The sequence below is a fragment of the Mesorhizobium sp. M0244 genome, assembly GCF_040321795.1.
Taxonomy (GTDB): Bacteria; Pseudomonadota; Alphaproteobacteria; order Rhizobiales; family Rhizobiaceae; genus Mesorhizobium.
Genome location: NZ_JAMYSE010000038.1, coordinates 38,067 through 60,997 on the forward strand (window position 1 = coordinate 38,067; position 22,931 = coordinate 60,997).

Genomic DNA, 22,931 nt, shown 5'->3' on the forward strand with positions numbered 1-22,931 from the left:
AGGCCGATGGCAATCGAGATCGCCGCGGAGACGCCGCTGCAGGACGATGTGCTTGGGCTGGTCGAGGAGCTCAATGCCACGCTGCTGGAGCTGACGCCGCCGGAGCATTGCTACCATTTGACGGTCGAGCAAATGGCCGATCGGGACACGACCGTCTTCATCGCCCGCGATAATGGCCTTGCCATTGGCTGCGGCGCGCTGAAGCGCCATGATGCAGTCGTCGGCGAGCTCAAGCGCATGTATACGCGGCCCTCGCATCGCGGTCGCAAGATCGGCGCGAAGATCGTCGAGCGGATCGAGACGCTGGCACGCGAGGAAGGGCTGAAGCGACTGGTGCTGGAGACGGGCGACCGTCATCCCGCCGCCTGGACCGTCTACGAACGTGCCGGTTTTTCGCGCTGCGGCCCGGTGCTGGATTATCCCGATTCCGAGTGGTCGGTGTTTTACGAAAAGAGCCTTGCCTGATGAGCGACCTGACCCAGCTGACGATTTCGCAGGCCCGCGCCAAGTTGCGCTCCAGGGAGATCACCGCCACCGAAATCACCGAGGCCTATCTATCGGCGATCGAGCGAGCCAATCCGGCGCTCAATGCCTATGTCGTGGTCACCGACGACAAAGCGCGCGACATGGCCAAGGCCTCCGACGCGAAACTGGCCAAGGGCGAGGGCGGGTCGCTCGAGGGTATCCCGCTCGGCATCAAGGATCTGTTCGGCACCGAAGGCGTCCACACTCAGGCCTGCAGCCATGTGCTGGATGGCTTCAAACCGCACTATGAATCGACCGTCACCGCCAATCTGTGGGCGGATGGCGCCGTCATGCTCGGCAAACTCAACATGGACGAATTCGCGATGGGCTCGTCCAACGAGACTTCGTATTACGGGCCCGTCATCAACCCGTGGCGGCGTTCGCGCCTCGACACGGTGGTGATGCCGACGACGCACCAGGGCGAGGGCGGCTTCGTTTCGGCCGGCGGCACCAAGACCGCGCGCACATTGGACAATGCCCAGCTGGTGCCGGGCGGTTCGTCCGGTGGCTCGGCATCAGCCGTCTCTGCCTTCCTATGCGCCGGCGCCACCGCTACAGACACCGGCGGCTCGATCCGCCAGCCCGCTGCCTTCACTGGCACGGTCGGCATCAAGCCGACCTATGGCCGCTGCTCGCGCTGGGGCGTCGTCGCCTTCGCCTCGTCGCTCGACCAGGCCGGGCCGATCGCGCGCGACGTGCGCGATGCCGCGATCCTGTTGAGGTCGATGGCTTCGGTCGACCCGAAGGACACGACCTCCGTCGACCTGCCGGTGCCGGATTACGAGGCGGCGATCGGCCGCCCGATCAAGGGAATGAAGGTCGGCATCCCCAAGGAATATCGTGTCGACGGCATGCCCGAGGAGATCGAGGCGCTGTGGCAAAAAGGCATTGCCTGGCTGAGGGATGCCGGCGCCGAGATCGTCGATATCTCGCTGCCGCACACGAAATACGCGCTGCCAGCCTATTATATCGTAGCGCCCGCCGAAGCCTCGTCCAACCTCGCCCGCTATGACGGCGTCCGTTACGGGTTACGCGTGCCCGGCAAGGACATTGCCGACATGTATGAAAAGACCCGCGCCGCCGGCTTCGGCCGCGAGGTCAAGCGCCGCATCATGATCGGCACCTATGTGCTTTCCGCTGGCTACTACGATGCCTATTATCTGCAGGCGCAGAAGGTTCGCAATCTGATCAAGCGCGACTTCGAGAATGTGTTCGCGGCAGGCGTCGACGTCATCCTGACGCCGGCAACGCCGTCCGCCGCCTTCGGCATCGCCGACGAGGACATGGCCGCCGACCCGGTCAAAATGTATCTCAATGACATCTTTACGGTGACGGTGAACATGGCCGGCCTGCCCGGCATAGCGGTTCCGGCCGGGCTCGACGCCAAGGGGCTGCCGCTCGGCCTGCAGCTTATCGGCCGGCCCTTCGACGAGGAGATGCTGTTCCAGACCGCCCATGTCATCGAACAGGCGGCCGGTACGTTCCAGCCGGAGAAATGGTGGTAGGATCGTTCCTCATCTAGCGGGGTGAGGATGATGTTCTTCTATCTTTCCAAGGTTCTGTGGCTCTTCGTCCAGCCGTTGAATCTCGCGATCATCGTGCTGCTGGCTGGGTTGCTTGCGGCATTGGTCGGGCGCAAGAGGCTGTTTGCCACCGGCAGCGTGCTGGCATTCCTTGTCCTTGCACTCTCGGCGTGGACCTCGCTCGGCGTAGTGATGCTTAATCCGCTCGAGGAGCGTTTCCCCAAGCCACCCCTGCCGGAACGAGTTGACGGCATCATTGTGCTGGGCGGCGGTATGGAGAGCGCCATCAACTTCGTCCGCGGCGGCTATGAACTCAACGCCAGTGGCGATCGAATGGTCGAGGCAGCCGTGCTGGCACGGCGTTTTCCGACAGCGAAGGTCGTCATTTCAGGTGGCCCCATTGCACTGGTCCGCGAAGACGAGGGCGATGCGGCGACAGCTCCACGCCTGTTCACTGCGCTCGGCGTGACGGCCGATCGGCTGGTCCTTGAGGGCAAATCACGCAACACTTACGAGAATGCGGTCTTCACCAAGCAACTGATCACGCCAAAACCGGGCGAAACCTGGCTGCTGGTGACCTCGGCCTTCCACATGCCGCGCGCCAAGGCGCTGTTCGACAAAGCCGGCTTTCCGACGGTTCCGTGGCCGGTCGACTACCGCACCTCCGGCAAGGAAGGCATCGGCCTGTTCCGCACAGATGCCAACGAAGCGCTGCAGACCACAACCATCGCGACCCGTGAATGGATCGGGCTGATTGCCTACTGGCTGTCAGGCCGGATAGACCGGCCTTTTCCGGCGCCGGATGTTGGGCCGGGCGGCTGACCGAGCACTGCTTGTCGCGCCGCGGAGAAAAACTGCCGGCGCACCAGCACCGCCAGGAGCAGCAGCGTCGACAGGACGAACACTGCAGGATCGACGAACCAGCCGAGATAGCCGATCGAGAAGAACACGCCGCGCAGGCCGGAATTGAAATGCTTTCCGGCCAGCATGTTCATGCGCGCCGCACGCCAAACCGCGGTTTCGGTGACAGAGTTGCGAGCCGCTTCGCCATGTGGAATCGGCACCGCGCCGATCAGGATCGAGCAATAATTGAACAGCCGGTAAGCCCAGCCGAACTTGAAGAAGGAATAAGCAAGGATCAGCACCAATCCGAACACCTTCATCTGGAAGGCCGCGCGGGAAGAGGTCGCACCCAACGGCAGATCGCTTAGCACCGCGAGGACCTGGTCGGAGGCGCCAAGCAAGGCAAAACAGCCACCCAGCGCGATCAGCGAACTGGAGGCGAAGAAGGCAGTCCCCTGTTGAAGACCGGCCATGATAGCGGTGTCGACGATGCGGATTTCGCGCTCGGCCATGGTCCGCATCCAGGCTTCGCGTTGGACATTCATCGCCGTCGTCAGCGACATGCGGCTGATCAGCTTTCCGTCTGAGGCGAGCGTATGCAGCACCCACACGGCAAGGAAGAACGCAAGCGCCGCGAGGTCGGCCGTCGACAGATGGAAGGAATCGCCCATGCGTTTGCTTTTACCACAAGCGGAGGGGCCGCTTCGATGGCCGAAGCTGGAATGTCGCTGCCGGAGCAAACAAGGTCGGCAGGCGCAGCGCCGCAATCTTCAAAACAGCGGAAAACATCATGGGAATTCCTATATGTAGACCTCAACAGGGTCCCAGGAGAAAACGCTCACGTGTTCCTTTCGGTTTTCGACCTGTTCAAGATCGGCATCGGCCCATCGAGTTCGCACACGATGGGGCCGATGACGGCTGCGCGGCGGTTTCTCGACGAGATTGCGGGAGACGACTGGCCGCGCCCGGCTGGCGCCAAGGTAGACCGGATCGCGGCCAGCCTGCATGGCTCGCTCGCCTATACCGGCATCGGCCACGGCTCCGACCGTGCCGTGGTGCTCGGCCTTGCCGGCCAAACGCCGCAGACGGTGGATCCTGACCAGGCGGACGGCATCGTCGCTCGCATCACCGCCGAGAAGCGGATTTCGCCGCTCGGCCATCCGTCCTATCGTTTTGACCCGGCAACGGATCTGGTGCTGGATCGCAAGACGCCGCTGCCGGGTCACGCCAATGGGATGGCCTTCTCTGCCTATGATGCTGGCGACCGGTTGCTGCTCAAGCGCATCTATTATTCGATCGGCGGCGGCTTCGTGGTTTCGGAGGAAGAGCTGCAGCGGATGAAGGCAAGGGGCTCGGCGACAACCGAAGGCAAGAAGGTTCCATATCCGTTCAAGAACGCCGTCGAAATGCTGTCGATGGCGGCGAAAAGCGGCCTTTCCATTGCCGAGATGAAGCGCGTCAACGAGGAAACGCAGATGTCGCGCGAGGAGCTCGACGCTGGCCTCGACGACATCTGGAGCGCCATGAAGAGCTGCATCGAGCGCGGCCTGTCGAAAGACGGCATAATGCCGGGCGGACTGAAGGTTCGCCGTCGCGCGCGGATGCTGCACGACAAGCTGCAGGAGCAGTGGCAGCAGAACCGGCCCAACCCACTGCTCGCCAATGACTGGCTGTCGATCTATGCCATGGCGGTCAATGAGGAGAACGCTGCCGGCGGCCGCGTTGTCACCGCGCCGACCAATGGGGCGGCAGGCACATTGCCAGCGGTGCTGCGCTACTGGCTGCATTTCCATCCGGAAGCCGACCAGCCGAGCATCCGCGATTTCCTGCTGACCGCGGCGGCGGTCGGCGGCATCATCAAGACCAATGCCTCGATCTCGGGCGCCGAAGTCGGCTGCCAGGGCGAGGTCGGTTCGGCTTCGGCAATGGCTGCGGCGGGATTGTGCGCCGTCATGGGCGGTACGCCCGAGCAGGTCGAGAACGCCGCCGAGATCGCGCTGGAACATCATCTCGGCATGACCTGCGACCCTGTCGGCGGGCTGGTGCAGGTGCCGTGCATCGAGCGCAATGCGCTTGGCGCCGTCAAGGCGGTGACCGCCGCTTCGCTGGCCATCAAGGGCGATGGTGTTCATTTCGTGCCGCTCGATGCGGCGATCGAGACCATGCGCCAAACCGGCCTCGATATGAACGAAAAATACAAGGAAACCAGCCTTGGCGGATTGGCCGTCAATGTCGTGGAGTGCTGAGCGCCAATCTGGCGGCCATGACCACCACTGTGGAGAAGTCGATCAAGCCGTTGACGGGTTCGTGTGCTGGACTAAACCTTAGACGATGCCTCTCAATCTCATAAAGCTTTGCGTCGGCTGTGACAGCGTCGAGGATCTGGAAGAGTGGATCGCCTTCCGCCTCGACGAGCGGCGCCGCGCCGGCGAACCGGCCGAGCACTACCACACCACCCGCATGGTGCCGACGCGCGGTGCCGAGATTACCGACGGCGGCTCGCTCTACTGGGTGATCAAGGGCAATGTCCAATGCCGCCAGCTGATCACCGAAATCCGGCCCTTCACCGATGACGACGGCATCGGCCGTTGCCATCTGATCCTCGATCCCGAGGTCGTGCGCACCGACTGGCAACCGCGCCGTGCATTCCAAGGCTGGCGCTACCTGAAGCCGGCGGACGCGCCGGCCGATCTCGGCAAGGGCAAAGCCGGGCTGGTCGAGATGCCGCCGAAGCTCAGGCGTGAGCTTGCCGATCTCGGCCTGCTCTGACACCAAGAACCGCAACGCCAAGAGCACCGGCCGAAGCGTTTGTCCGCAGTTGCCATCATCACCGGTCCTCCAGGTCGCCTTATCTGGGCTTGCAAGCCGGGGAACAACGCCACATCTTGAATGTCATGAGCGACAAGAAGCAGCCCGTGCCTGCAAAGGCCAATCCTGCGCCGGTCGAGTCCCAATCGAGCACCAGCGAGATCGAGGCCTTTCTCCGTCAGGCAAGGACGCTCGCTGCATCGGCAACGGGTTCAGGCAGGCTGATCCTTTCCCTCGACGCGACGATGAGCCGCCAGCCGACTTGGGATCTCGCCTGTGCGCTGCAGGCCGAGATGTTCGACGCCGTCGGCAAGGCTGGGGCGCTCAAGGTTCAACTGGTCTATTTTCGCGGCCTTGGCGAGTGCCGCTCATCCGCATTCGTCACCGATACCGAAGCTCTGAAGCAGCTGATGACGCGGATCGACTGCCGCAGCGGCCACACCCAGATCGGCAAGGTGCTCGCCCATGCGCTGAAACAGACGGCGGCGGCGAAGGTCAACGCGCTGGTCTATATCGGCGATGCGATGGAAGAAAATATAGACGATCTGGCGGAAAAGGCCGGCAGCCTAGGCCTGCACGGCGTTCCTGTCTTCGTCTTTCAGGAAGGCCATGATGCCGATGCAGAAAAGGCGTTCAAGGAAATTGCGCGGCTGTCCAAAGGAGCCTGGTTCCGGTTTGATCGGCGGGCTGCCGCGACCTTGGCCGGCCTGCTTTCGTCCGTCGCCGTTTTTGCGACCGGCGGGCTGAAAGCATTGGAGGCCCGGGGCAGGCCGGAGGACCGGCTGATGATCGAGCATCTGCGGGGCGGCGGAAACTGATGGGCGCGATTATCGCTTTTGTAGCATTGCTCCTGGTGCTTCTCGGCATGCTCACCGTCTTCCTGCGCGCCGACCCGGCGAAGCTTGCAGGCGGCATGAGGACGCTTGGACCCGTGCTGCTCGGGCTGGTTGGCGTCGCCGTGCTGCTGGTCGGGCGCGAGGGCATCGGCGGCTTGATCCTGTCGGCCGCGCTCGCCTGGTACGGCTCCATGCGCATGAATCGGCCGGCGGCAAAACTGGCACCAGGCAAGCGTTCGACGGTGCGTACTGCGGCGCTTGAGATGGAACTCGATCACGATACCGGCGGCCTCGAAGGCCTCGTGTTGGCCGGGCGCCATGAAGGCAAGATGCTTGGCTCGATGGGGCTTGCCGAATTGCAGCAACTCTATCGCGAGCTCGCCGGCGATCCGGAGAGCCGCCAATTGCTAGAGACGTATCTTGACGGCAGATTTCCCATCTGGCGCAAAGACGCTGATGCGAATGGTGGCGAAGGGCTGGGTGTTGCGCCAAGTTCGGGCGCCATGACTAAGGAGGAGGCCTACAAGATCCTTGGTCTTGAAGCGGGGGCTGCCGCGGCGGATGTCCGCAAGGCGCACCGCCGCCTGATGCAGCGCCTGCACCCCGATATCGGTGGCACGTCTTTCCTGGCGGCGCGGATCAACGAAGCCAAGGACGTCTTGCTCTCCAATCACAACTAGTCTCCTTCGACGCAGAACTTTCGGGAAGGTATCTTTCGCGCCCTTACTGCCGGACGGCGTAGCACTCGATTTTCTTCTTTTTCAAAGCGTTACAGGCTTTCCAGGCGGCGGTCTTCGAACCGAAACCACCGAACCGGGCGCGGTAATAGGTGACGCCGTCCTTGTCGAAGGCGACGGTGAAACCAGCGGCATCAGCTAGAACGGAGGGCGCCTCCTTCGTCGTCTTGTCGAGGAAAGCCTTCGCTTCTGACTGTTTTGGAGAAGAGGCGACCTGTATTGCCCAGCCGGATGGCACCGACGCCGTATTGACGGGATCGACCGCCGCCGGTTCGGCATAGGCCGCGACGACCCGAGCCGTCGCGATATCGTCCGCTGTCGCCACGGTCGCTGTCTTGACCTTCTTGGTCTGAACGACGGGAGTGGTTTCTTCAACGCCGGGCGCATTTTCCTCGACAAGAGAGGCAACGGCATCGTCGTCCGGCTTACTGTCCGGCGTCGGCGCGTCATGCTTCGGCAGAAACACCTTGGCCAGGGCTGAAATCGGATTGCCGCCGCCGGCCTTGGCAATCAACATGCCGCCGCCGCGCGACGACGCCTTCGGCATGTAGGCATTGATCAATCCCGCCATCTGGCTGTCGCGGCTGCCGCCGGACCTGCCGCCCATGACCACCGCTACGATGCGCCGATCGCCATCCGAGACCGAGGAGACCAGATTGTAACCGGAGGCCCGGGTATAACCGGTCTTGATGCCGTCGACGCCCTTGATGCGTCCGAGCAGACGGTTATGGCCGTTGATGCGCTGCCGTCCGTAAAGAAACGAGCGCTGCGAGAAATAGCCGTAATATTGCGGAAAATGCTCTCTCAGGGCGATACCGAGCAGCGCCATGTCGCGCGCCGTCGTGAACTGGCCGGGATCAGGCAAGCCGTTGGCGTTGCGGAAAACGGTTCCCCTCATGCCGAGCGCCCGCGCCTTGGCCGTCATCATGCGGGCGAAATTAGCCTCATTGCCGCCGAGCATCTCGCCAAGCGCCGTTGCGGAATCGTTTGCCGATTTGGTCACCATCGACAGGATGGCGGTCTCGACCGTGACCGAGCCGCCCCGCTTGACGCCGAGCTTCGTCGGCGGTTCGGCAGCGGCATTGGCCGAGAACACGACCGGGGAATTCCTGCTGATCCTGCCGTTCGCCAATGCCTCGAAGGTCAGATAGAGCGTCATCATCTTGGTAAGCGAGGCCGGATAGCGCCGGCCATCGGCATCCGACGAATAAAGCACCTTGCCGGTCTTGGCATCGATGACGATGGCCGCCGACTTGGCCGCCATGGATGAGGCTGCGTCCGCGACGACGAAGGTCATCGCCATAGCGAGCATCATGATCGTTTTGAGGGGGGACGCGGATTTGGAAACGAAGCCCGACAACGCCTTACGCACTGATAGTTCCTTTGAATTTCCGTTGCCTTGGAGGCGGCAAAGGGTCCTGCCTCACCTCGGGCCACGCTAACGCGGGCAGCGTTACCAATCCGTTTATGGTAACCGCCGCGTTCACCATTTTCTGCGGGATTGAGCTTTTCTTTATTCGAATCTTAGCGATTGCCGGCAGCTCACGGTGCGCATTGCCGCGGAAATCTTGACTTTTGTGCATTGCACAATATAATTACATGCATTGCACAACGCGGCCCGGACAAGGCGCGTCCATCGTCCAAGGTAACCGTTCAAGGGAATGCGTGAAATGACCCAGACCTATGAAGATTTCAGCAAATACGGCAAGGAATTTGCCGACACCGGATTGAAGAGCTTCGCGTCGCTGTCCAAGGGTGCGCAGGCCATCGCCGCCGAGGCGGGCGAGTACACAAAGAAAAGCTTCGAGGCCGGCAGCGCCGCTGTCGAGAAGCTCTTTTCCGCCAAGTCGCTGGACAAGGCGATCGAAATCCAGTCCGACTACGCCAAGCAGTTCTATGAGAGTTTCGTCACCGAGGCCACCAAGCTCGGCGATCTCTATGCCGAGCTCGCCAAGGAAGCCTACAAGCCGTTCGAATCGATTGTCGCCAAGGCGAAGTAAATTCGACGAACGTTCCGAGCCGGCCCTTGGGCCTGCAAAGACAAACCCGGTCGCGAAGGCGCGGCCGGGTTTTTTCATGCCAACCCGAAATCGGGGGCCTTGCAGTCTTCACGATTTGAAAAATCGGTCAAGTTGGCCACCTAGCCATATTGTCAGCTAAACAGAAGGGCTTAAAATCATTCATCGAGCACCTACATGTCGAGCATGCATGAGGATTCGAAAGAGGCAGGACTACGTGACTACAGGTTTGACTGCCACGAGCTACGTGGTGCGAATGCAAAACGGCAGCAACGGCAATGAGGCCGGTCGCGGCACGGCCGTCATCACGCGTACAAAAACCAAGACCAAGAAGCCCAGTCTGTATCGGGTCCTCATCCTTAACGACGACTACACACCCATGGAGTTCGTGGTCCACGTGCTGGAGCGTTTTTTCCAGAAGGACCGCGAAGCCGCCACACGCATAATGCTTCATGTTCACAATCATGGGGTGGGCGAGTGCGGGGTCTATACATTCGAGGTGGCCGAGACCAAAGTGTCTCAGGTCATGGATTTCGCCCGACAGAATCAGCATCCGCTGCAATGCGTGATGGAGAAGAAGTGAGGTAACATGCCGGCTTTCTCCCAAGGCCTGGAAAAGGCGCTTCACCAAGCGCTGACGCTCGCCAATGAGCGGCACCATGAATATGCAACCCTTGAACATTTGCTGCTCGCCCTGATCGACGACACCGAGGCGGCCGCCGTCATGCGTGCCTGCAACGTCGATCTCGACGAGTTGAAGCATACGGTTCTCACCTATATCGATACCGAGCTCGACAATCTCGTCACCGGCTACGACGAGGACTCCAAGCCGACTGCCGGTTTCCAGCGCGTCATCCAGCGCGCGGTGATCCATGTGCAGTCGTCAGGCCGCGAGGAAGTGTCCGGCGCCAATGTGCTCGTTGCCATCTTCGCCGAGCGCGAGAGCCATGCCGCCTATTTCCTGCAGGAACAGCAGATGACCCGCTATGACGCGGTCAACTACATCTCGCATGGCATCGCCAAGCGCCCCGGCGCTTCCGAGACGCGGACGCCGCGCGGCGCCGACGACGAGCAAGGCAGCCAGAGCGGGGCCGAGCCGCAAGAAGAAGGCGGCAAGAAGAAGCAGCAACAGGATGCGCTGACCGCCTATTGCGTCAACCTGAACAACAAGGCCAAGGCCGGCAAGATCGATCCGCTGATCGGTCGCGAGAGCGAGATCAACCGAACCATCCAGGTGCTGTGCCGCCGCTCCAAGAACAACCCGCTCTATGTCGGCGATCCCGGCGTCGGCAAGACGGCGATCGCCGAAGGCCTCGCCAAGCGCATCGTCGAGGGCGACGTTCCCGAAGTGCTGCACAATGCCACCATCTTCGCGCTCGACATGGGCACGCTGCTGGCCGGCACCCGCTATCGCGGCGATTTCGAGGAGCGGCTGAAGCAGGTCGTCAAGGAGCTCGAGGACTATCCGGGCGCCGTGCTGTTCATCGATGAGATCCATACCGTGATCGGGGCAGGGGCAACCTCCGGCGGCGCCATGGATGCGTCGAACCTGTTGAAGCCCGCGCTGTCGTCCGGCGCCATCCGCTGCATCGGCTCGACCACCTACAAGGAGTTCCGGCAGTTCTTCGAGAAGGACCGCGCGCTGGTGCGGCGCTTCCAGAAGATCGACGTAAACGAGCCGACCGTCGAGGATGCCATCGAGATCATGAAGGGCCTCAAGCCCTATTTCGAGGAGTTCCACAAGGTTCGCTACACGAGCGAGGCGATCAAGGCTTCGGTCGAACTCTCGGCGCGCTACATCAACGACCGCAAGCTGCCGGACAAGGCGATCGACGTGATCGACGAGACCGGCGCCTCGCAGATGCTGGTGCCGGAAGCCAAGCGCAAGAAGACCATCGGCATCAAGGAGATCGAAGCCACGATCGCCACCATGGCGCGCATCCCGCCGAAGACGGTTTCCGCCGACGACGAGAAGGTGCTGCAAGGCCTCGACATCGAGCTGAAGCGCGTCGTCTACGGCCAGGACACCGCGATCACCGCGCTGACCTCGGCGATCAAGCTGGCGCGGGCCGGCCTGCGCGAACCGGAAAAGCCGATCGGCTCGTACCTGTTCTCGGGCCCGACTGGCGTCGGCAAGACCGAGGTCGCCAAGCAGCTTGCCGCCTCGCTCGGCGTGGAGCTGATCCGCTTCGATATGTCGGAATATATGGAACGCCACACCGTTTCGCGGCTGATCGGCGCGCCTCCCGGCTATGTCGGCTTCGACCAGGGCGGCCTTCTGACCGACGGCGTCGACCAGCATCCGCATTGCGTGCTGTTGCTGGACGAAGTCGAGAAGGCGCATCCGGATCTGTTCAACATCCTGTTGCAGGTCATGGACCACGGCAAGCTGACCGACCATAACGGCAAGCAGATCGACTTCCGCAACGTCATCCTGATCATGACCACCAATGCGGGCGCATCCGATGCGCAGCGCGCGGCGATCGGTTTCGGTTCGACCAAGCGTGAAGGCGACGATGTCGAAGCGATCAACCGGCTGTTCACGCCGGAGTTCCGCAACCGTCTCGATGCGATCATTCCGTTCGGCTCGTTGCCGATACCGGTCATCCATCAGGTGGTACAGAAGTTCGTCATGCAGCTGGAAGCGCAACTTTCCGAGCGCGGCGTGACGTTCGACCTGTCGCAGGAGGCAATCGCCTGGCTGGCCGACAAGGGCTATGACGAGCGCATGGGCGCCCGGCCACTTGGCCGTGTCATCCAGGAGCACATCAAGAAGCCGCTGGCCGACGAGGTGCTGTTCGGCAAGCTCAAGAAGGGCGGCACGGTGCGTGTCACCGTCGAGAAGAAGGAAACCGGCGAGACCGGCCTGAAGCTCGAATCGCTCGCCGACGAGGCGCCCGTCAAGCCGAAGAAAGAAGAACCGGACGACGCGCCGAAGAGCAAGAAGGCTGTGGCGAAAAAGCCCGCCGCGAAAAAGGCGGTGGCGCAGAAGCCGGAGCCTAAGGGCAAGGATGGCGGCAAGCGCAGCCTGGTGCCGCAACTGCCGCGTAAGAACTAACGAACCTGCAAGTCAAAAAAGCCCCGGAAACGGGGCTTTTTTCATGAAGCGATAGAGCGCCGGCAGCTGCCGAGCGGCTTCGCGCCAGCTCAGTCTGCCAGCGCCGTCCGTATCTTGCCGGCGTTCTCGGCCAGGACTTCAGGCTTTTCCATCTGTCCGCTGTGCGGCTTCAAGGCAATGCCCTCGAAGCGCGGAATGACGTGGACGTGGAGGTGGAAGACGGTCTGGCCCGAAGCTGGTTCGTTGAACTGCATGACTGTGACGCCATCGGCATCGAAGGCCTTCTTTACCGCCCGCGCAACTTTCTGGACGTGAGCGAAGAGCGGGCCAAGCACTGCCGGATCCGCGTCGAGCAGGTTGCGCGACGGCGCTTTCGGCACCACCAGCGTGTGACCCGGTCCTTGCGGCATCACATCCATGAAGACGATGACTGCATCATCCTCGTAGACCCGGTGCGAAGGGATTTCTCCGCGCAGAATTTTTGCGAAGATGTTGCTGCTGTCGTAGGTTGCTTCGGCCATGGCGCGCACTCCGGTTCTTGGCTCGCTATCTCGTGTAGCGAAGCCGTTCCGGGCGGGCAAGACGATCGGTTGAGATCGGCCATGCCGGCCCGCGGCTGAGCGATTGGGACTTGCTACTCTACTCAGCCAGGTCCTTGCGGAACGGGGTATGCTCTTCCAGATATTCGCTCATCCGCTCGACTTCGTGGCGCTCGCGTTTGAGGTAATCGGCCACTGCATTGCGCAGACCGGGATGGGCGATGTAGTGCGCTGAATGCATCGTCACCGGCCGGTAGCCGCGCGCCAGCTTGTGCTCGCCTTGCGCACCGGCTTCAACCACCCTCAGCTTGCGCGAGATGGCAAAATCGATCGCCTGATGATAGCAGACCTCGAAATGCAGGAAGGGGTGGTCCTCGATGCAGCCCCAATTGCGGCCGTAGAGCGCGTCGGAACCGATGAAGTTGATGGCGCCGGCAATGTAGCGTCCGTTACGCTTGGCCATTACCAGCAGGACATCGTCCGCCATGCGTTCGCCGATCATGGAGAAGAAATCGCGGTTGAGGTAGGGCCGGCCCCATTTCCTGCTGCCAGTATCCATGTAGAACGCGAAAAAGTCGTCCCAGGCCTTTTCAGTCAGATCCTTACCGGTCAGCCAGTCGATCGAGATGTCGTCGGCGAGCGCCTCGCGCCGCTCTTTTTTCATCGCCTTGCGCTTGCGCGAGGCCAATGTCCCGAGAAAATCGTCGTAGCTCGAAAAGCCTTCGTTGAAGAAGTGAAACTGCTGGTCGGTACGATGCAGGAAGCCGGCTGCCGCCAATATCTGGACATCATCCTCCGGCGCGAAGGTGACATGCGCGGAAGAAACGCCGCGCTTATCCGTCACCGCCTTCAGGCCGGCCGCAAGGCCGGCTTTGACGGTGTGGCTGTCCTCGCCCTTGCCGACCAGCAGGCGAGGGCCGGTGACGGGCGTGAACGGCACCGCGCATTGCAGTTTCGGGTAGTAGCGCCCGCCGGCGCGTTCGAACGCGTCCGACCAGCCATGGTCGAACACATATTCGCCCTGGCTGTGCGACTTCAGATAGCAGGGGACCGCACCGAGCAGCTTGCCTTGCGCGGTTTCCAGCCTGAGATGATGACCCTGCCAGCCGGTGCGTCGAACGGCGCAGCCGGAATCTTCCAGCGCGCTCAAAAAAGCGAATGAAACAAGCGGGTTGTAGGCGTTTTCTGCATCGCTCCGCGTAGTGCCACCGAGGCTGTCCCATTCGGTGCGAGTGAAGGCGCCGATGCCCGCGGCGATGCGGATCGACAGCTCCGCGTTCGCCGTTTGTCTTTCGCAGTCGTCCCCTTGATCCATGAGGCTTACTTAAGCTCGCTGCGGACCCATACAAGCCCGCTCAAGCGAGCCGTACAAGATCGGGCTCAAATCCTTCGAACGTCATCTGGTCGGCAAATCTGAAGGTCAGGTCGATGGCAGGTTGATCATGCACTGTCCAGGTGATCACCGGCATGCCGAGCCTTTCACGTACGAACGAGACGAACCGGTTCGGCAGGTCGCCGGCGGCGTAGGAGGTGAAGGCGATATCATGCGCCAGCATGGCGAAATGCGCCTCGATCAGCTGGTTGTCCTTGCCATAGGCGGTCAGCCCGCCAGGTATGCCGGGCGCATGTTTCGGGAAATCGCGGATCAGCCAATGGTCGAACGACATGATCGCGGTCTTGCCCTTGTAGCGCTTGAGCATCTTGCCGACGCTTTCGACCAGGCCTTCGTCGTGCCCGGCAGCGCCTTTCAGCTCAACAACCATCGACACACGGCCGTCGACCAGATCAAGCGCCTGCTGCAGCGTCGGCAAATGGTCGGCGGTGCCACCGACCTTCAGCGCCGTGATTTCGGCAGCCGTACGCTGCCAGACGAAGCCGTCCTCGCCGGTCAGCCGCCGCAGATCGCCATCGTGGATGATGACGGGGACGCCGTCGGATGACAGGTGGACGTCGCATTCGATCGCGTAGCCGCGCTCGGCTGCCGCGGCGAAGGCGGGAAGCGTGTTCTCCCACCGCGTCTTGTTCATGTCGTGCAGGCCGCGATGGGCGACGGGCCGGGCAGTCAGCCAGGAAAGATCGGTCATGGTCGCAGTCCCGGTCATTCGACTTCGAAGATCGCTTCGATTTCCACTGCGGCATTAAGCGGCAGGGAGGCGGTGCCGACGGCGGAGCGGGCGTGCTTGCCGCGATCGCCGAGCACTGCGACGAGAAAATCGGAGGCGCCGTTGGCAACCAGATGCTGCTCGACGAAGTCCGGCGCCGAGGCGACGAAGACGGTGATCTTCACCAGGCGCTGGATTTTCTCGAGATCGCCAAGTGCCGCCCTGGCCTGCGCCAATATGTTGATCGCACAGTATTTTGCGGCTTCCTTGCCGGTTGCGGTGTCGACATCGCGGCCAAGCAGTCCGCTCGTCTGGAGCTTGCCCTCCATGAGCGGCAATTGCCCCGCGGTGAACAGCAGATTGCCTGACCTGCAATAGGGCACGTAATTGGCGGCGGGCGCGGCGGCGGCCGGCAGCGTCACGCCGAGATCGCTTAGTCGCTTTTCGATTGTTTCGCTCATGCTATTTCCCTATTGCTTGAAGGCGCCGCGCAGGCCGGGCCGAAATTGCTATTTTTGCCTCGCTTCCGCCACGACTTTTTTTAAGCTGGACTATCTTTCCATGCGGCCTGCCATTAGCCGCGATGATCGGAGCACCCTATGCGCGCAACGCGCCTCGCATTCCACGCCGTTCTTCTGACAGCGGCTTCCTGGGCGGCTCCCGCTTTTGCGGTGCCGGCGCTGCAGGCGCATCGTGCCGTCTATGATATTACCCTGGACAAGGCGTCGGATCGCTCGGGGATCACCGGCATCACCGGCCGCATGGTCTACGAGTTCAACGGCTCGCCCTGCGAGGGCTATACGGTGAAGTTCCGTTTGGTCACCCAGATCGTCACCAGCGACAACACCAGGCTGACCGATCAGCAGATGACCACCTTCGAGGATGCCGAGGGCAAGACCTTCTCCTTCGTGAACAAGTCCTTTGTCGACCAGAACCTCGATAAGGAGGTCAAAGGTACCGCAACGAAGGAGGCCAATGGTCTCAAGGTCGAAATCGACAAGCCCGAGAAGAACAGCCTGGAACTCGCCGCGACCCAGTTCCCGACCCAGCAAATGGTTGAAATGATCGGCAAGGCGGAAAAGGGCGAACGTTTCTACGAAACCAACCTGTTCGACGGCTCGGAGGATGCCAACAAGGTGATGACCACCACCGTCGTCGTCGGCAAGCAAGCCGATGCCGACAAGACCGATCCGGAAGCGCCGGCGCTGGCCAAGCTCGCCACCGACAAATACTGGCCGGTCGACATCGCCTATTTCGACGATACCGACAAAGGCGGTGAAGAGGTGCCGGAATACCGGATCAGCTTCAAGCTGCACCAGAATGGCATCACGCGCGATCTCGTGATGGACTACAACGATTTTTCGATGACCGGCAAGCTGGTCAATCTGTCGCTGTTCGATCAGCCAAAGACCTGCCCGCCGAAATGAGCTCGAACCGACGGCAAGCTGCCGCCGGCTGCTCTCCGCGATAGTGGCGCTTGATCTTGCGGGGCATGTTGCACCGACTTGAGCATGCCGCAATTGCATATCAACGTTTTACGACGGTAGGCGCCGGGGGGAGCAGGTTGAGCAGGATCGATGTGTTCGTGGCGCCGCGACCCAATGCGGCGCTGATCAAGGCCATGACATTCGTCAACCGGATTGTCATGCTGCACGGCATTCCAGGGTTTCGCGACCTGTTGCCGTTTAACCGTCTGGCCGGCTTGCGCGGCGTCGCCAATATCCGCCACATCGATTTTCCGGAGGATGACCGGCAAAGGCTGAAGACTTGTTGCGGCGCGGGCAAGGCGACGTTCATCACGCCCAACCATCCGGAGTTCTTTACCGACTGGATGATCGACAAGGAGGTCGTCTCCCGGGTAAGCCCGCTGGCGGCATCCTGGGCCACGCATGGCGTCGTCAACGGGCTTGGCCGGCTGATGCAGAAATTCTGGCTGGCCAACAATCTGATCGCACAAATTCCGGGCAATAGCGGGGCGGCCAAGGAACATTCGGTGGCCTGGGCGCTGAAAGGGCAGGGCGTGCTCCTGCATCCCGAAGGCGGCGTCGGCTGGCATGCCAACATCGTTGCCCCGCTGCTGCCGGGCGCGGTCGAGATGGGGTTCGAAGCGCTGAAGCGCGGCCGGCTGACGGATCCGGATTTCAAGGTTTGGATCGCGCCCGTGATATGGAAGCTCGCTTTCACAGGGGATGTCGAGGCAGCGCTGGCAAAGGAATGCGGCTATATCGAGCGCAGCCTGAAGATCGAACGCCGTGCCGCCGATACGCTGCCGGAGCGCGTCCATCATATCTACGCGACGCTGCTGTCGCGCGATGAGGCTGCACATGGCCTGCGACAAGATGAGCGGGCTTCGTATGACGCACGTCAGAAGGACCTGCTCGCGGAACTCGGCCGTCGCCTTGCTGAACTTGTTTCGGTCGACGCCGGCACGCTCGACAGTGCCGAGCTTTTGCGCCGGTCGCGCCGCTGGCTGCGGGAAAACACGGATGATACCGGAAGCCGGAAGCAGGTCCGAACGCTGGCGGATACGATCCAGCGCCTGCAGCGCGTCGGACCGTGGGCTTCAGCCAATCCGCGCATCACGCAGGAGGAGATCGCAGAGCATTTGAAGCGGATCCGCAACGATTATTGCAATGGTACGCTGCGCGATACGCTCAACCGTTTCGTGCCGCAGCCGGCAGGCCCACGCTGCGCTCATATCCGGGTACCGGAGCCGCTCGGGCTGCACGCCTATCAAGGCTCCGTCGAGGAGGCACTCGCCGAACTGCATGACCGCATGCAGGAGACCGTCACCAGGACCGTCGTGGAACTCGAGGCCGGCGGCGGCTTCATTTTCTATACCAATCCCTTCTATCATCGTTAGCGGCGTGTTGGTTGGCGCAAGATGAAGGAGTGCGGCAAGCCTCATGGCGGTCTATGTCGATGCGGCGATCTGGAAATGGATCGGCCACCGCTGGTGTCATCTGCTGGCAGACGACACCGACGAGTTGCATCGCTTCGCCGCGCAGCTCGGCATCAAGCGCTCGTCCTATCAAGGGCCGCCGAAGACATCGGCGCCGCATTATGACATAACCGGGTTCGAGCGCGACCGCGCGGTGCGGCTCGGCGCTATCGAGTGCAGCCGCGAAGAGATCGTAGCTGTTTTCCGGCGTGTGCGGGTGCCGAAGGGGAAGATGCGATCATGACACCGGTGCGCTGATCGCCGCACGCTGAACCGCAAGACGCTGCAGCGCTTGCGTTTGTCGCGCATCCCCTTTATATGCGCGCTCATTCCACACACGGACTTTGGTGTCTGCCCGGGAGAAATCCGGCTGAAACCTCCGGTGGCGTTCGAGGACAAAGTCCAGAAATGCCTGTGTCCGTGGAGGCTAACCGGAAAGGATACTCAAGAATGGCACTGCCTGATTTCAGCATGCGTCAGCTTTTGGAAGCTGGCATTCACTTCGGCCACCAGACCCACCGCTGGAACCCGAAAATGGCGCCCTACATCTACGGCGCCCGCAACAACATCCACATCATCGACCTCTCGCAGACCGTGCCTTTGCTGCACCAGGCGCTGAAGCAGGTTTCCGACACTGTTGCCAAGGGCGGCCGCGTGCTGTTCGTCGGTACCAAGCGCCAGGCGTCCGACATCGTCGCCGATGCCGCGCAGCGCTCGGCGCAGTATTATGTCAATTCGCGTTGGCTCGGCGGTATGCTGACCAACTGGAAGACGATCTCGAATTCCATCCAGCGCCTGCGCAAGCTCGACGAGATGCTGGCCGGCGAGGCCCAGGGCCTGACCAAGAAGGAGCGCCTCAACCTCGACCGCGAGCGCGAGAAGCTCGACAAGGCGTTGGGCGGCATCAAGGACATGGGCTCGACGCCCGATTTGATGTTCGTGATCGATACCAACAAGGAGGCGATCGCCATCCTCGAGGCCAAGCGCCTCGGCATCCCGGTCGTTGCCATCATCGATTCGAACTGCGATCCGGACAAGATCGACTTCCCGATCCCCGGCAATGACGACGCGGCCCGCGCCATCCAGCTCTATTGCGATCTGATCGCCAAGGCAGCTATCGACGGCATCGCCCGTCAGCAGGGCGCGCTCGGTGTCGATATCGGCGCGTCGGTCGAGGCTCCGGTCGAGCCGGCGCTCGATCAGACCCCGGCCGAGACCCCGGCCGCCCAGACCCCGGAAGCATAATAGCGAAGGCCGGCTGCGGCCTTCATCTTTCCAATATGTTGGCGCGTTAAGCGCTACTGGCGCCAGGCGCATCATCGAGAATCGATGGTGCGTCGGTGCATTTAGACAAAGAGGCGACAATGAGCATTTCGGCTGCACAGGTCAAAGAACTCCGCGACTTGACCGGCGCGGGCATGATGGACTGCAAGGCGGCGTTGAACGAGACCAACGGCAACATGGAAGAAGCCATCGACTGGCTGCGCAAGAAGGGCATTTCCAAGGCCGACAAGAAGGCTGGCCGTACCGCTGCCGAAGGCCTGATCGGCGTCGATTCCGGCGTCCGCGAGGCAGCGATCGTCGAGGTCAATTCCGAGACGGACTTCGTTGCCCGCAACGCCGCTTTCCAGGAGATCGTTGCCAACGTCGCCAAGGTCGCGCTCGCTTATGGCGGCAAGACCGAGGCCGTCGCCGCAGCTCCCTATCCGGGCTCGGGCAAGTCGGTCGCCGAGACCATCAAGGATGCCGTCGGCACCATCGGCGAGAATCTGGGCTTCCGCCGCTCGGCCAAGCTCACCATTGAGCATGGCGCTGTTGCAACCTACGTCCACAATGCGGTTGCCGACGGCCTTGGCAAGCTCGGCGTGCTGGTCGCCATCGAGACGTCGGGCAACGCGCAGGCCGCCAACGCCTTTGCTCGCCAGGTCGCCATGCATGTCGCCGCCACGAACCCGATGGCGCTGACGACGGAACAGCTCGATCCGGCTGCGGTCGAGCGCGAGAAGGCGATCTTCGCCGACCAGGCGCGCCAGTCCGGCAAGCCGGAAGCGATCATCGAGAAGATGGTCGAGGGTCGTCTGCGCAAGTTCTACGAAGAGGTCGTGTTGCTCAAGCAAGCCTTCGTGCTCAATCCCGACATCACCGTCGAGAAGGCGCTGAAGGATGCCGAGAACGACATCGGCGCGCCGGCCAAGATATCAGCCTATCTGCGCTTCGCGCTCGGCGAAGGCATCGAGAGGGAAGAGACCGATTTCGCGGCGGAAGTCGCGGCAGCGGTCAAGAAGTAAGCCGCGCTCTATCTTTCTGAAAAGACTTTACGGCCGGGTGTCCGCGAGGATGCCCGGCCGATTTCTTGCGCGGTGTCGATGAAGGCCCTCAGCTTCGGCGCCATCGCCGCCCGGCGCGGGAAATAGAGGAACAGCCCCGGCTCGTCGATCGAGGCGTCGCGCAATACCTCGACCAGCCGGCCGGCCCCGATGTCGGCCTTCACCAGCGGCTCGAACAGATAGGCAAGGCCGATCCCGGCTAACGCCATGTCGCGCGCCGACAGCGGATCGGTGACGACGACGCTGCCGCGCGTCTCGACGCTGATATCTTTGCCCTGGTCTGACAGATCCCAACGGTAGAGCGCACGTGATCGCAACAGCCGATAGCGGATGCAGTTGTGGGTGGAGAGATCAGCAAGTGTTCGCGGCTTTCCGTGGCGGCCGACATAGGCCGGAGAGGCGACAATGGCTGTCCGGAACAGCTGAGTCAGCCGCACCGTCACCATGTCCTCAGCGATCATCTCGCCCAGCCGGATGCCGGCGTCGAAACCCTCGCCGACGATATCGCTCAGACGTTCGTCGGTGACGATCTCCACCGTCACGTCAGGGTAACGCTCCGCCATCGCCGTCAGGATGGGCATCAGCGCCAGAGGCAGCGCCACACGCGGCACGTTGATCTTGAGCAGTCCGCTCGCTCTGCCTTTCACCGAGCGAATGCGCTCGATTCTGTCGGTAATGTCTTCCAGCGCCGGTTCTGCCGCGGCGACAAGCGCTTCTCCGGCCTCTGTAAGTGCCACGCTGCGCGTGGTGCGGGCAAACAGTGGCTGGCCGATCCGCTCTTCCACCAGCCGCACCGCGTGGCTGACAGCGGATGGACTCATGCCGAGTTCTGCCGCCGCCGAGGCGAAGGCGCCACGCCGCGCGACGGCGACGATGATAGGTAGGTGGCTAAGCAGATCGCGGTCCACGGCAATCGCCGAACAGCCACGGAGACGTCCGATGACCGACCTCAATTCCGAACAAACCCGTAATCTCGAGACCGTGCGTAAATTCTTTGATCTGATGCACCGCAAGGACATCGAGGCATGGGGCAACCTTTGGGCTGACCGAATCCTTGTCTTCTACCCGCCGGCAGGATTTGGAACCAGCATCGATGGCAAGGTCGCGATCCTGGCCGCCTTCCGACGCCTCTTCGACAATTTCGAATCCTTCGATCCGCAGCTGACAGCCATCTATCCGGCAGCGGATTCGGACGCGATCGTCGTTGGGCACAAGAACCGCGCGGTGCTGATCGGCGGCACTGAATACACCAACAGCAATATCGCGGCCTTCCGCTTCGAGAAGAGCCCGATCAACGCCTACCACGATTATTTCGATCCGCGCCGGTTCCAGGTGGTGGTCGATGCGCTGGCCAAGGCCTGACTGCGTATCCCAGCCAAGACCTCAATCCCGCTTTTCAAATTTCAGGAGAAAATCCATGACCATGTCCTACTACACGCTCGGCAACAGCGGGCTGCGTGTCACTCGCCTGGCGCTCGGCACCATGACGTTCGGCACGGAATGGGGCTGGGGCGCGGAGAAGGAAACCGCGCGCGCCTTGGTTGATGCCTATGTCGAAGCCGGCGGCAATTTCTTCGATACCGCCGATCTCTATACCGGTGGCACGGCCGAAACCTGGCTCGGCGAATTCATCGCCGAGCGTGGGCTGCGCGACAAGGCGGTGATCAGCACCAAATTCACCTGCAACGCCGAACCGGCAATCCGAATGCCGGCGGCAACGGCCGCAAGAACATCCTGCGGGCGGTAGACGGTTCGCTGAAGCGGCTCGGTACCGACTACATCGACCTCTATATCCTCCATACCTGGGACAGGCTGACGCCTCCGGAGGAGGTGATGCGGACGCTGGACGATCTGGTCCGCGCCGGAAAGATCCGTCACGTCGGCCTCTCCGACGTCCCGGCCTGGTATGCCAGCCGGGCCCAGGCGGTCGCCGAGCATCGCGGCTATGAACCGGTCTCGGCGCTTCAGCTTGAATACTCGCTGGCCGAGCGCAACATCGAACACGAATTCGTGCCGTTCGGCACGCGCTACGGTGCGGGTATAATGGTCTGGAGCCCGTTGGCCAGCGGCCTGCTCAGTGGGAAATACCGGTCCGATACGTTGAACAAGGCAGGTGGCAGGCTGGAGACGATGCGCGGCTCGACCAATCCCGGTTTCCAGAAATTCAATGATCGCAACTGGGAGATCGTCGCCGAGCTGGAAAAGGTCGCAGGTCAGCTCGGCCGCAGCATGGCTCAGGTTGCCTTGAACTGGGCTGCGACCCAGCCCGGCATTGCATCCGTGATCATCGGTGCGACGAAGCTGGATCAACTCAAGGATAATCTCGGCGCGCTCGATTTCGACATTGCGCAGGAGCTTCGGGCACGGCTCGATGCGGTGAGCCGGCCAATCACACCCTTTCCGTATTCGTTCTTCGGCTCGGAAATACAGGGCGGCCTTACCGGAGGTCAGGCAGTCGGCGACAAGCCGGCTGGCTACATGCCGGACCTGCTCATGCAAGGTGCTTTTGCCGGTGTAAGCTAAAGGCTGGAAGAGAGTTTTCTGGTTCGGGGGGGGGCGGGGCCCACCCCCCCCCCCGGGGGGGTGGTGCGCCCCAGAAGACGGCGGGGCGAGCGCCGGGGGGGGCGCCCCCCCCCCCCCACCCCCCCCAAAGGGATGAAGAGACAAGCGGGGG

At 62.1% G+C, this 22,931-nt stretch carries 23 protein-coding genes and 1 pseudogene; 17 read left to right on the forward strand and 7 right to left on the reverse strand.

The window, feature by feature from the left end; translation table 11 throughout:
• Nucleotides 1-6 precede the first annotated feature (6 nt).
• Genes NKJ08_RS21480 through NKJ08_RS21490 form a run of 3 tightly spaced genes read left to right on the forward strand, consistent with a single transcriptional unit; the run spans nucleotide 7 to nucleotide 2,870 of the window.
• The gene (locus NKJ08_RS21480) at nucleotides 7-465 is read left to right on the forward strand and encodes a GNAT family N-acetyltransferase (protein WP_352523534.1); all 459 of its coding nucleotides are present in this window, start codon (nucleotides 7-9) and stop codon (nucleotides 463-465) included.
• A complete protein-coding gene (locus NKJ08_RS21485; RefSeq protein ID WP_352777690.1) occupies nucleotides 465-2,030 on the forward strand; it encodes an amidase in 1,566 nt (521 codons plus the stop codon). Before NKJ08_RS21480 ends, NKJ08_RS21485 begins: the two co-directional genes overlap by 1 nt.
• A gap of 30 nt (nucleotides 2,031-2,060) precedes the next feature.
• Nucleotides 2,061-2,870: a YdcF family protein gene (locus NKJ08_RS21490; protein ID WP_352523853.1), complete on the forward strand. Its 810-nt coding sequence runs from the start codon at nucleotides 2,061-2,063 to the stop codon at nucleotides 2,868-2,870.
• Here NKJ08_RS21490 and NKJ08_RS21495 read toward each other — a convergent pair.
• Nucleotides 2,807-3,562, reverse strand: a complete 756-nt coding sequence (locus tag NKJ08_RS21495) for a DUF599 domain-containing protein (protein ID WP_352523538.1) — start codon at nucleotides 3,560-3,562, stop codon at nucleotides 2,807-2,809. The two genes, NKJ08_RS21490 and NKJ08_RS21495, sit on opposite strands and share 64 nt — an antisense overlap.
• Nucleotides 3,563-3,733: 171 nt before the next feature.
• On the opposite strand from NKJ08_RS21495, the gene NKJ08_RS21500 reads away from it, so the two are divergent.
• The 4 genes from NKJ08_RS21500 (at nucleotide 3,734) to NKJ08_RS21515 (ending at nucleotide 7,215) form a co-directional block, all read left to right on the forward strand.
• Complete coding sequence (locus NKJ08_RS21500) at nucleotides 3,734-5,137, forward strand: L-serine ammonia-lyase (protein WP_352523539.1); 1,404 nt, start codon at nucleotides 3,734-3,736, stop codon at nucleotides 5,135-5,137.
• An 85-nt stretch (nucleotides 5,138-5,222) separates the two neighbouring features.
• Nucleotides 5,223-5,660, forward strand: a complete 438-nt coding sequence (locus NKJ08_RS21505; protein WP_352777686.1) for a DUF1489 family protein — start codon at nucleotides 5,223-5,225, stop codon at nucleotides 5,658-5,660.
• A gap of 125 nt (nucleotides 5,661-5,785) precedes the next feature.
• A complete protein-coding gene (locus tag NKJ08_RS21510) occupies nucleotides 5,786-6,517 on the forward strand; it encodes a vWA domain-containing protein (RefSeq protein ID WP_352523543.1) in 732 nt (243 codons plus the stop codon).
• Nucleotides 6,517-7,215, forward strand: coding sequence for a DnaJ domain-containing protein (locus NKJ08_RS21515; protein WP_352777684.1), 699 nt, complete (start codon nucleotides 6,517-6,519; stop codon nucleotides 7,213-7,215). Before NKJ08_RS21510 ends, NKJ08_RS21515 begins: the two co-directional genes overlap by 1 nt.
• Before the next feature lie 43 nt (nucleotides 7,216-7,258).
• Here the strand turns inward: NKJ08_RS21515 and NKJ08_RS21520 are convergent, their stop codons facing one another.
• A complete protein-coding gene (locus NKJ08_RS21520) occupies nucleotides 7,259-8,644 on the reverse strand; it encodes an SPOR domain-containing protein (RefSeq protein ID WP_352777681.1) in 1,386 nt (461 codons plus the stop codon).
• 298 nt (nucleotides 8,645-8,942) lie between these two features.
• Here NKJ08_RS21520 and NKJ08_RS21525 point away from each other — a divergent pair, with 298 nt between their 5' ends.
• The 3 genes from NKJ08_RS21525 (at nucleotide 8,943) to clpA (ending at nucleotide 12,348) form a co-directional block, all read left to right on the forward strand.
• Entirely contained in the window at nucleotides 8,943-9,272 is a 330-nt protein-coding gene (locus NKJ08_RS21525; protein WP_352783218.1) for a phasin family protein, read from the forward strand.
• 274 nt (nucleotides 9,273-9,546) lie between these two features.
• Nucleotides 9,547-9,873, forward strand: coding sequence for an ATP-dependent Clp protease adapter ClpS (gene clpS / locus NKJ08_RS21530; protein ID WP_023717744.1), 327 nt, complete (start codon nucleotides 9,547-9,549; stop codon nucleotides 9,871-9,873).
• A gap of 6 nt (nucleotides 9,874-9,879) precedes the next feature.
• The gene (gene clpA, locus NKJ08_RS21535; protein WP_352523548.1) at nucleotides 9,880-12,348 is read left to right on the forward strand and encodes an ATP-dependent Clp protease ATP-binding subunit ClpA; all 2,469 of its coding nucleotides are present in this window, start codon (nucleotides 9,880-9,882) and stop codon (nucleotides 12,346-12,348) included.
• An 89-nt stretch (nucleotides 12,349-12,437) separates the two neighbouring features.
• Here clpA and NKJ08_RS21540 read toward each other — a convergent pair whose 3' ends face one another.
• The 4 genes from NKJ08_RS21540 to NKJ08_RS21555 form a co-directional block, all read right to left on the reverse strand.
• A complete protein-coding gene (locus NKJ08_RS21540) occupies nucleotides 12,438-12,869 on the reverse strand; it encodes an HIT family protein (protein WP_352523550.1) in 432 nt (143 codons plus the stop codon).
• Between the two features lie 118 nt (nucleotides 12,870-12,987).
• The gene (locus tag NKJ08_RS21545; RefSeq protein ID WP_352777678.1) at nucleotides 12,988-14,202 is read right to left on the reverse strand and encodes a GNAT family N-acetyltransferase; all 1,215 of its coding nucleotides are present in this window, start codon (nucleotides 14,200-14,202) and stop codon (nucleotides 12,988-12,990) included.
• A 40-nt stretch (nucleotides 14,203-14,242) separates the two neighbouring features.
• A complete protein-coding gene (locus tag NKJ08_RS21550) occupies nucleotides 14,243-14,971 on the reverse strand; it encodes a glycerophosphodiester phosphodiesterase (RefSeq protein WP_352523553.1) in 729 nt (242 codons plus the stop codon).
• A 14-nt stretch (nucleotides 14,972-14,985) separates the two neighbouring features.
• A complete protein-coding gene (locus NKJ08_RS21555) occupies nucleotides 14,986-15,450 on the reverse strand; it encodes a RidA family protein (protein ID WP_352523555.1) in 465 nt (154 codons plus the stop codon).
• Between the two features lie 138 nt (nucleotides 15,451-15,588).
• On the opposite strand from NKJ08_RS21555, the gene NKJ08_RS21560 reads away from it, so the two are divergent.
• The 5 genes from NKJ08_RS21560 to tsf all read left to right on the forward strand — a co-directional run bounded on the left by NKJ08_RS21560 (nucleotide 15,589) and on the right by tsf (nucleotide 20,218).
• Nucleotides 15,589-16,416: a cell envelope integrity EipB family protein gene (locus tag NKJ08_RS21560; protein WP_352523557.1), complete on the forward strand. Its 828-nt coding sequence runs from the start codon at nucleotides 15,589-15,591 to the stop codon at nucleotides 16,414-16,416.
• Between the two features lie 137 nt (nucleotides 16,417-16,553).
• The gene (locus NKJ08_RS21565; RefSeq protein WP_352783223.1) at nucleotides 16,554-17,852 is read left to right on the forward strand and encodes a lysophospholipid acyltransferase family protein; all 1,299 of its coding nucleotides are present in this window, start codon (nucleotides 16,554-16,556) and stop codon (nucleotides 17,850-17,852) included.
• 43 nt (nucleotides 17,853-17,895) lie between these two features.
• Entirely contained in the window at nucleotides 17,896-18,174 is a 279-nt protein-coding gene (locus NKJ08_RS21570) for a DUF4031 domain-containing protein (protein WP_352523560.1), read from the forward strand.
• A 206-nt stretch (nucleotides 18,175-18,380) separates the two neighbouring features.
• A complete protein-coding gene (gene rpsB / locus NKJ08_RS21575; RefSeq protein WP_352523562.1) occupies nucleotides 18,381-19,175 on the forward strand; it encodes a 30S ribosomal protein S2 in 795 nt (264 codons plus the stop codon).
• A gap of 119 nt (nucleotides 19,176-19,294) precedes the next feature.
• Nucleotides 19,295-20,218, forward strand: coding sequence for a translation elongation factor Ts (tsf, locus tag NKJ08_RS21580; RefSeq protein ID WP_352777671.1), 924 nt, complete (start codon nucleotides 19,295-19,297; stop codon nucleotides 20,216-20,218).
• 8 nt (nucleotides 20,219-20,226) lie between these two features.
• Here the strand turns inward: tsf and NKJ08_RS21585 are convergent, their stop codons facing one another.
• A complete protein-coding gene (locus tag NKJ08_RS21585) occupies nucleotides 20,227-21,165 on the reverse strand; it encodes a LysR family transcriptional regulator (protein ID WP_352777669.1) in 939 nt (312 codons plus the stop codon).
• Nucleotides 21,166-21,196: 31 nt separating this feature from the next.
• On the opposite strand from NKJ08_RS21585, the gene NKJ08_RS21590 reads away from it, so the two are divergent.
• Both NKJ08_RS21590 and NKJ08_RS21595 read left to right on the forward strand, forming a co-directional pair.
• A complete protein-coding gene (locus tag NKJ08_RS21590; protein WP_352777666.1) occupies nucleotides 21,197-21,619 on the forward strand; it encodes a nuclear transport factor 2 family protein in 423 nt (140 codons plus the stop codon).
• Nucleotides 21,620-21,674: 55 nt separating this feature from the next.
• Nucleotides 21,675-22,780 (forward strand): annotated as a pseudogene (locus tag NKJ08_RS21595) (aldo/keto reductase).
• The last annotated feature ends 151 nt before the right edge of the window (nucleotides 22,781-22,931 follow it).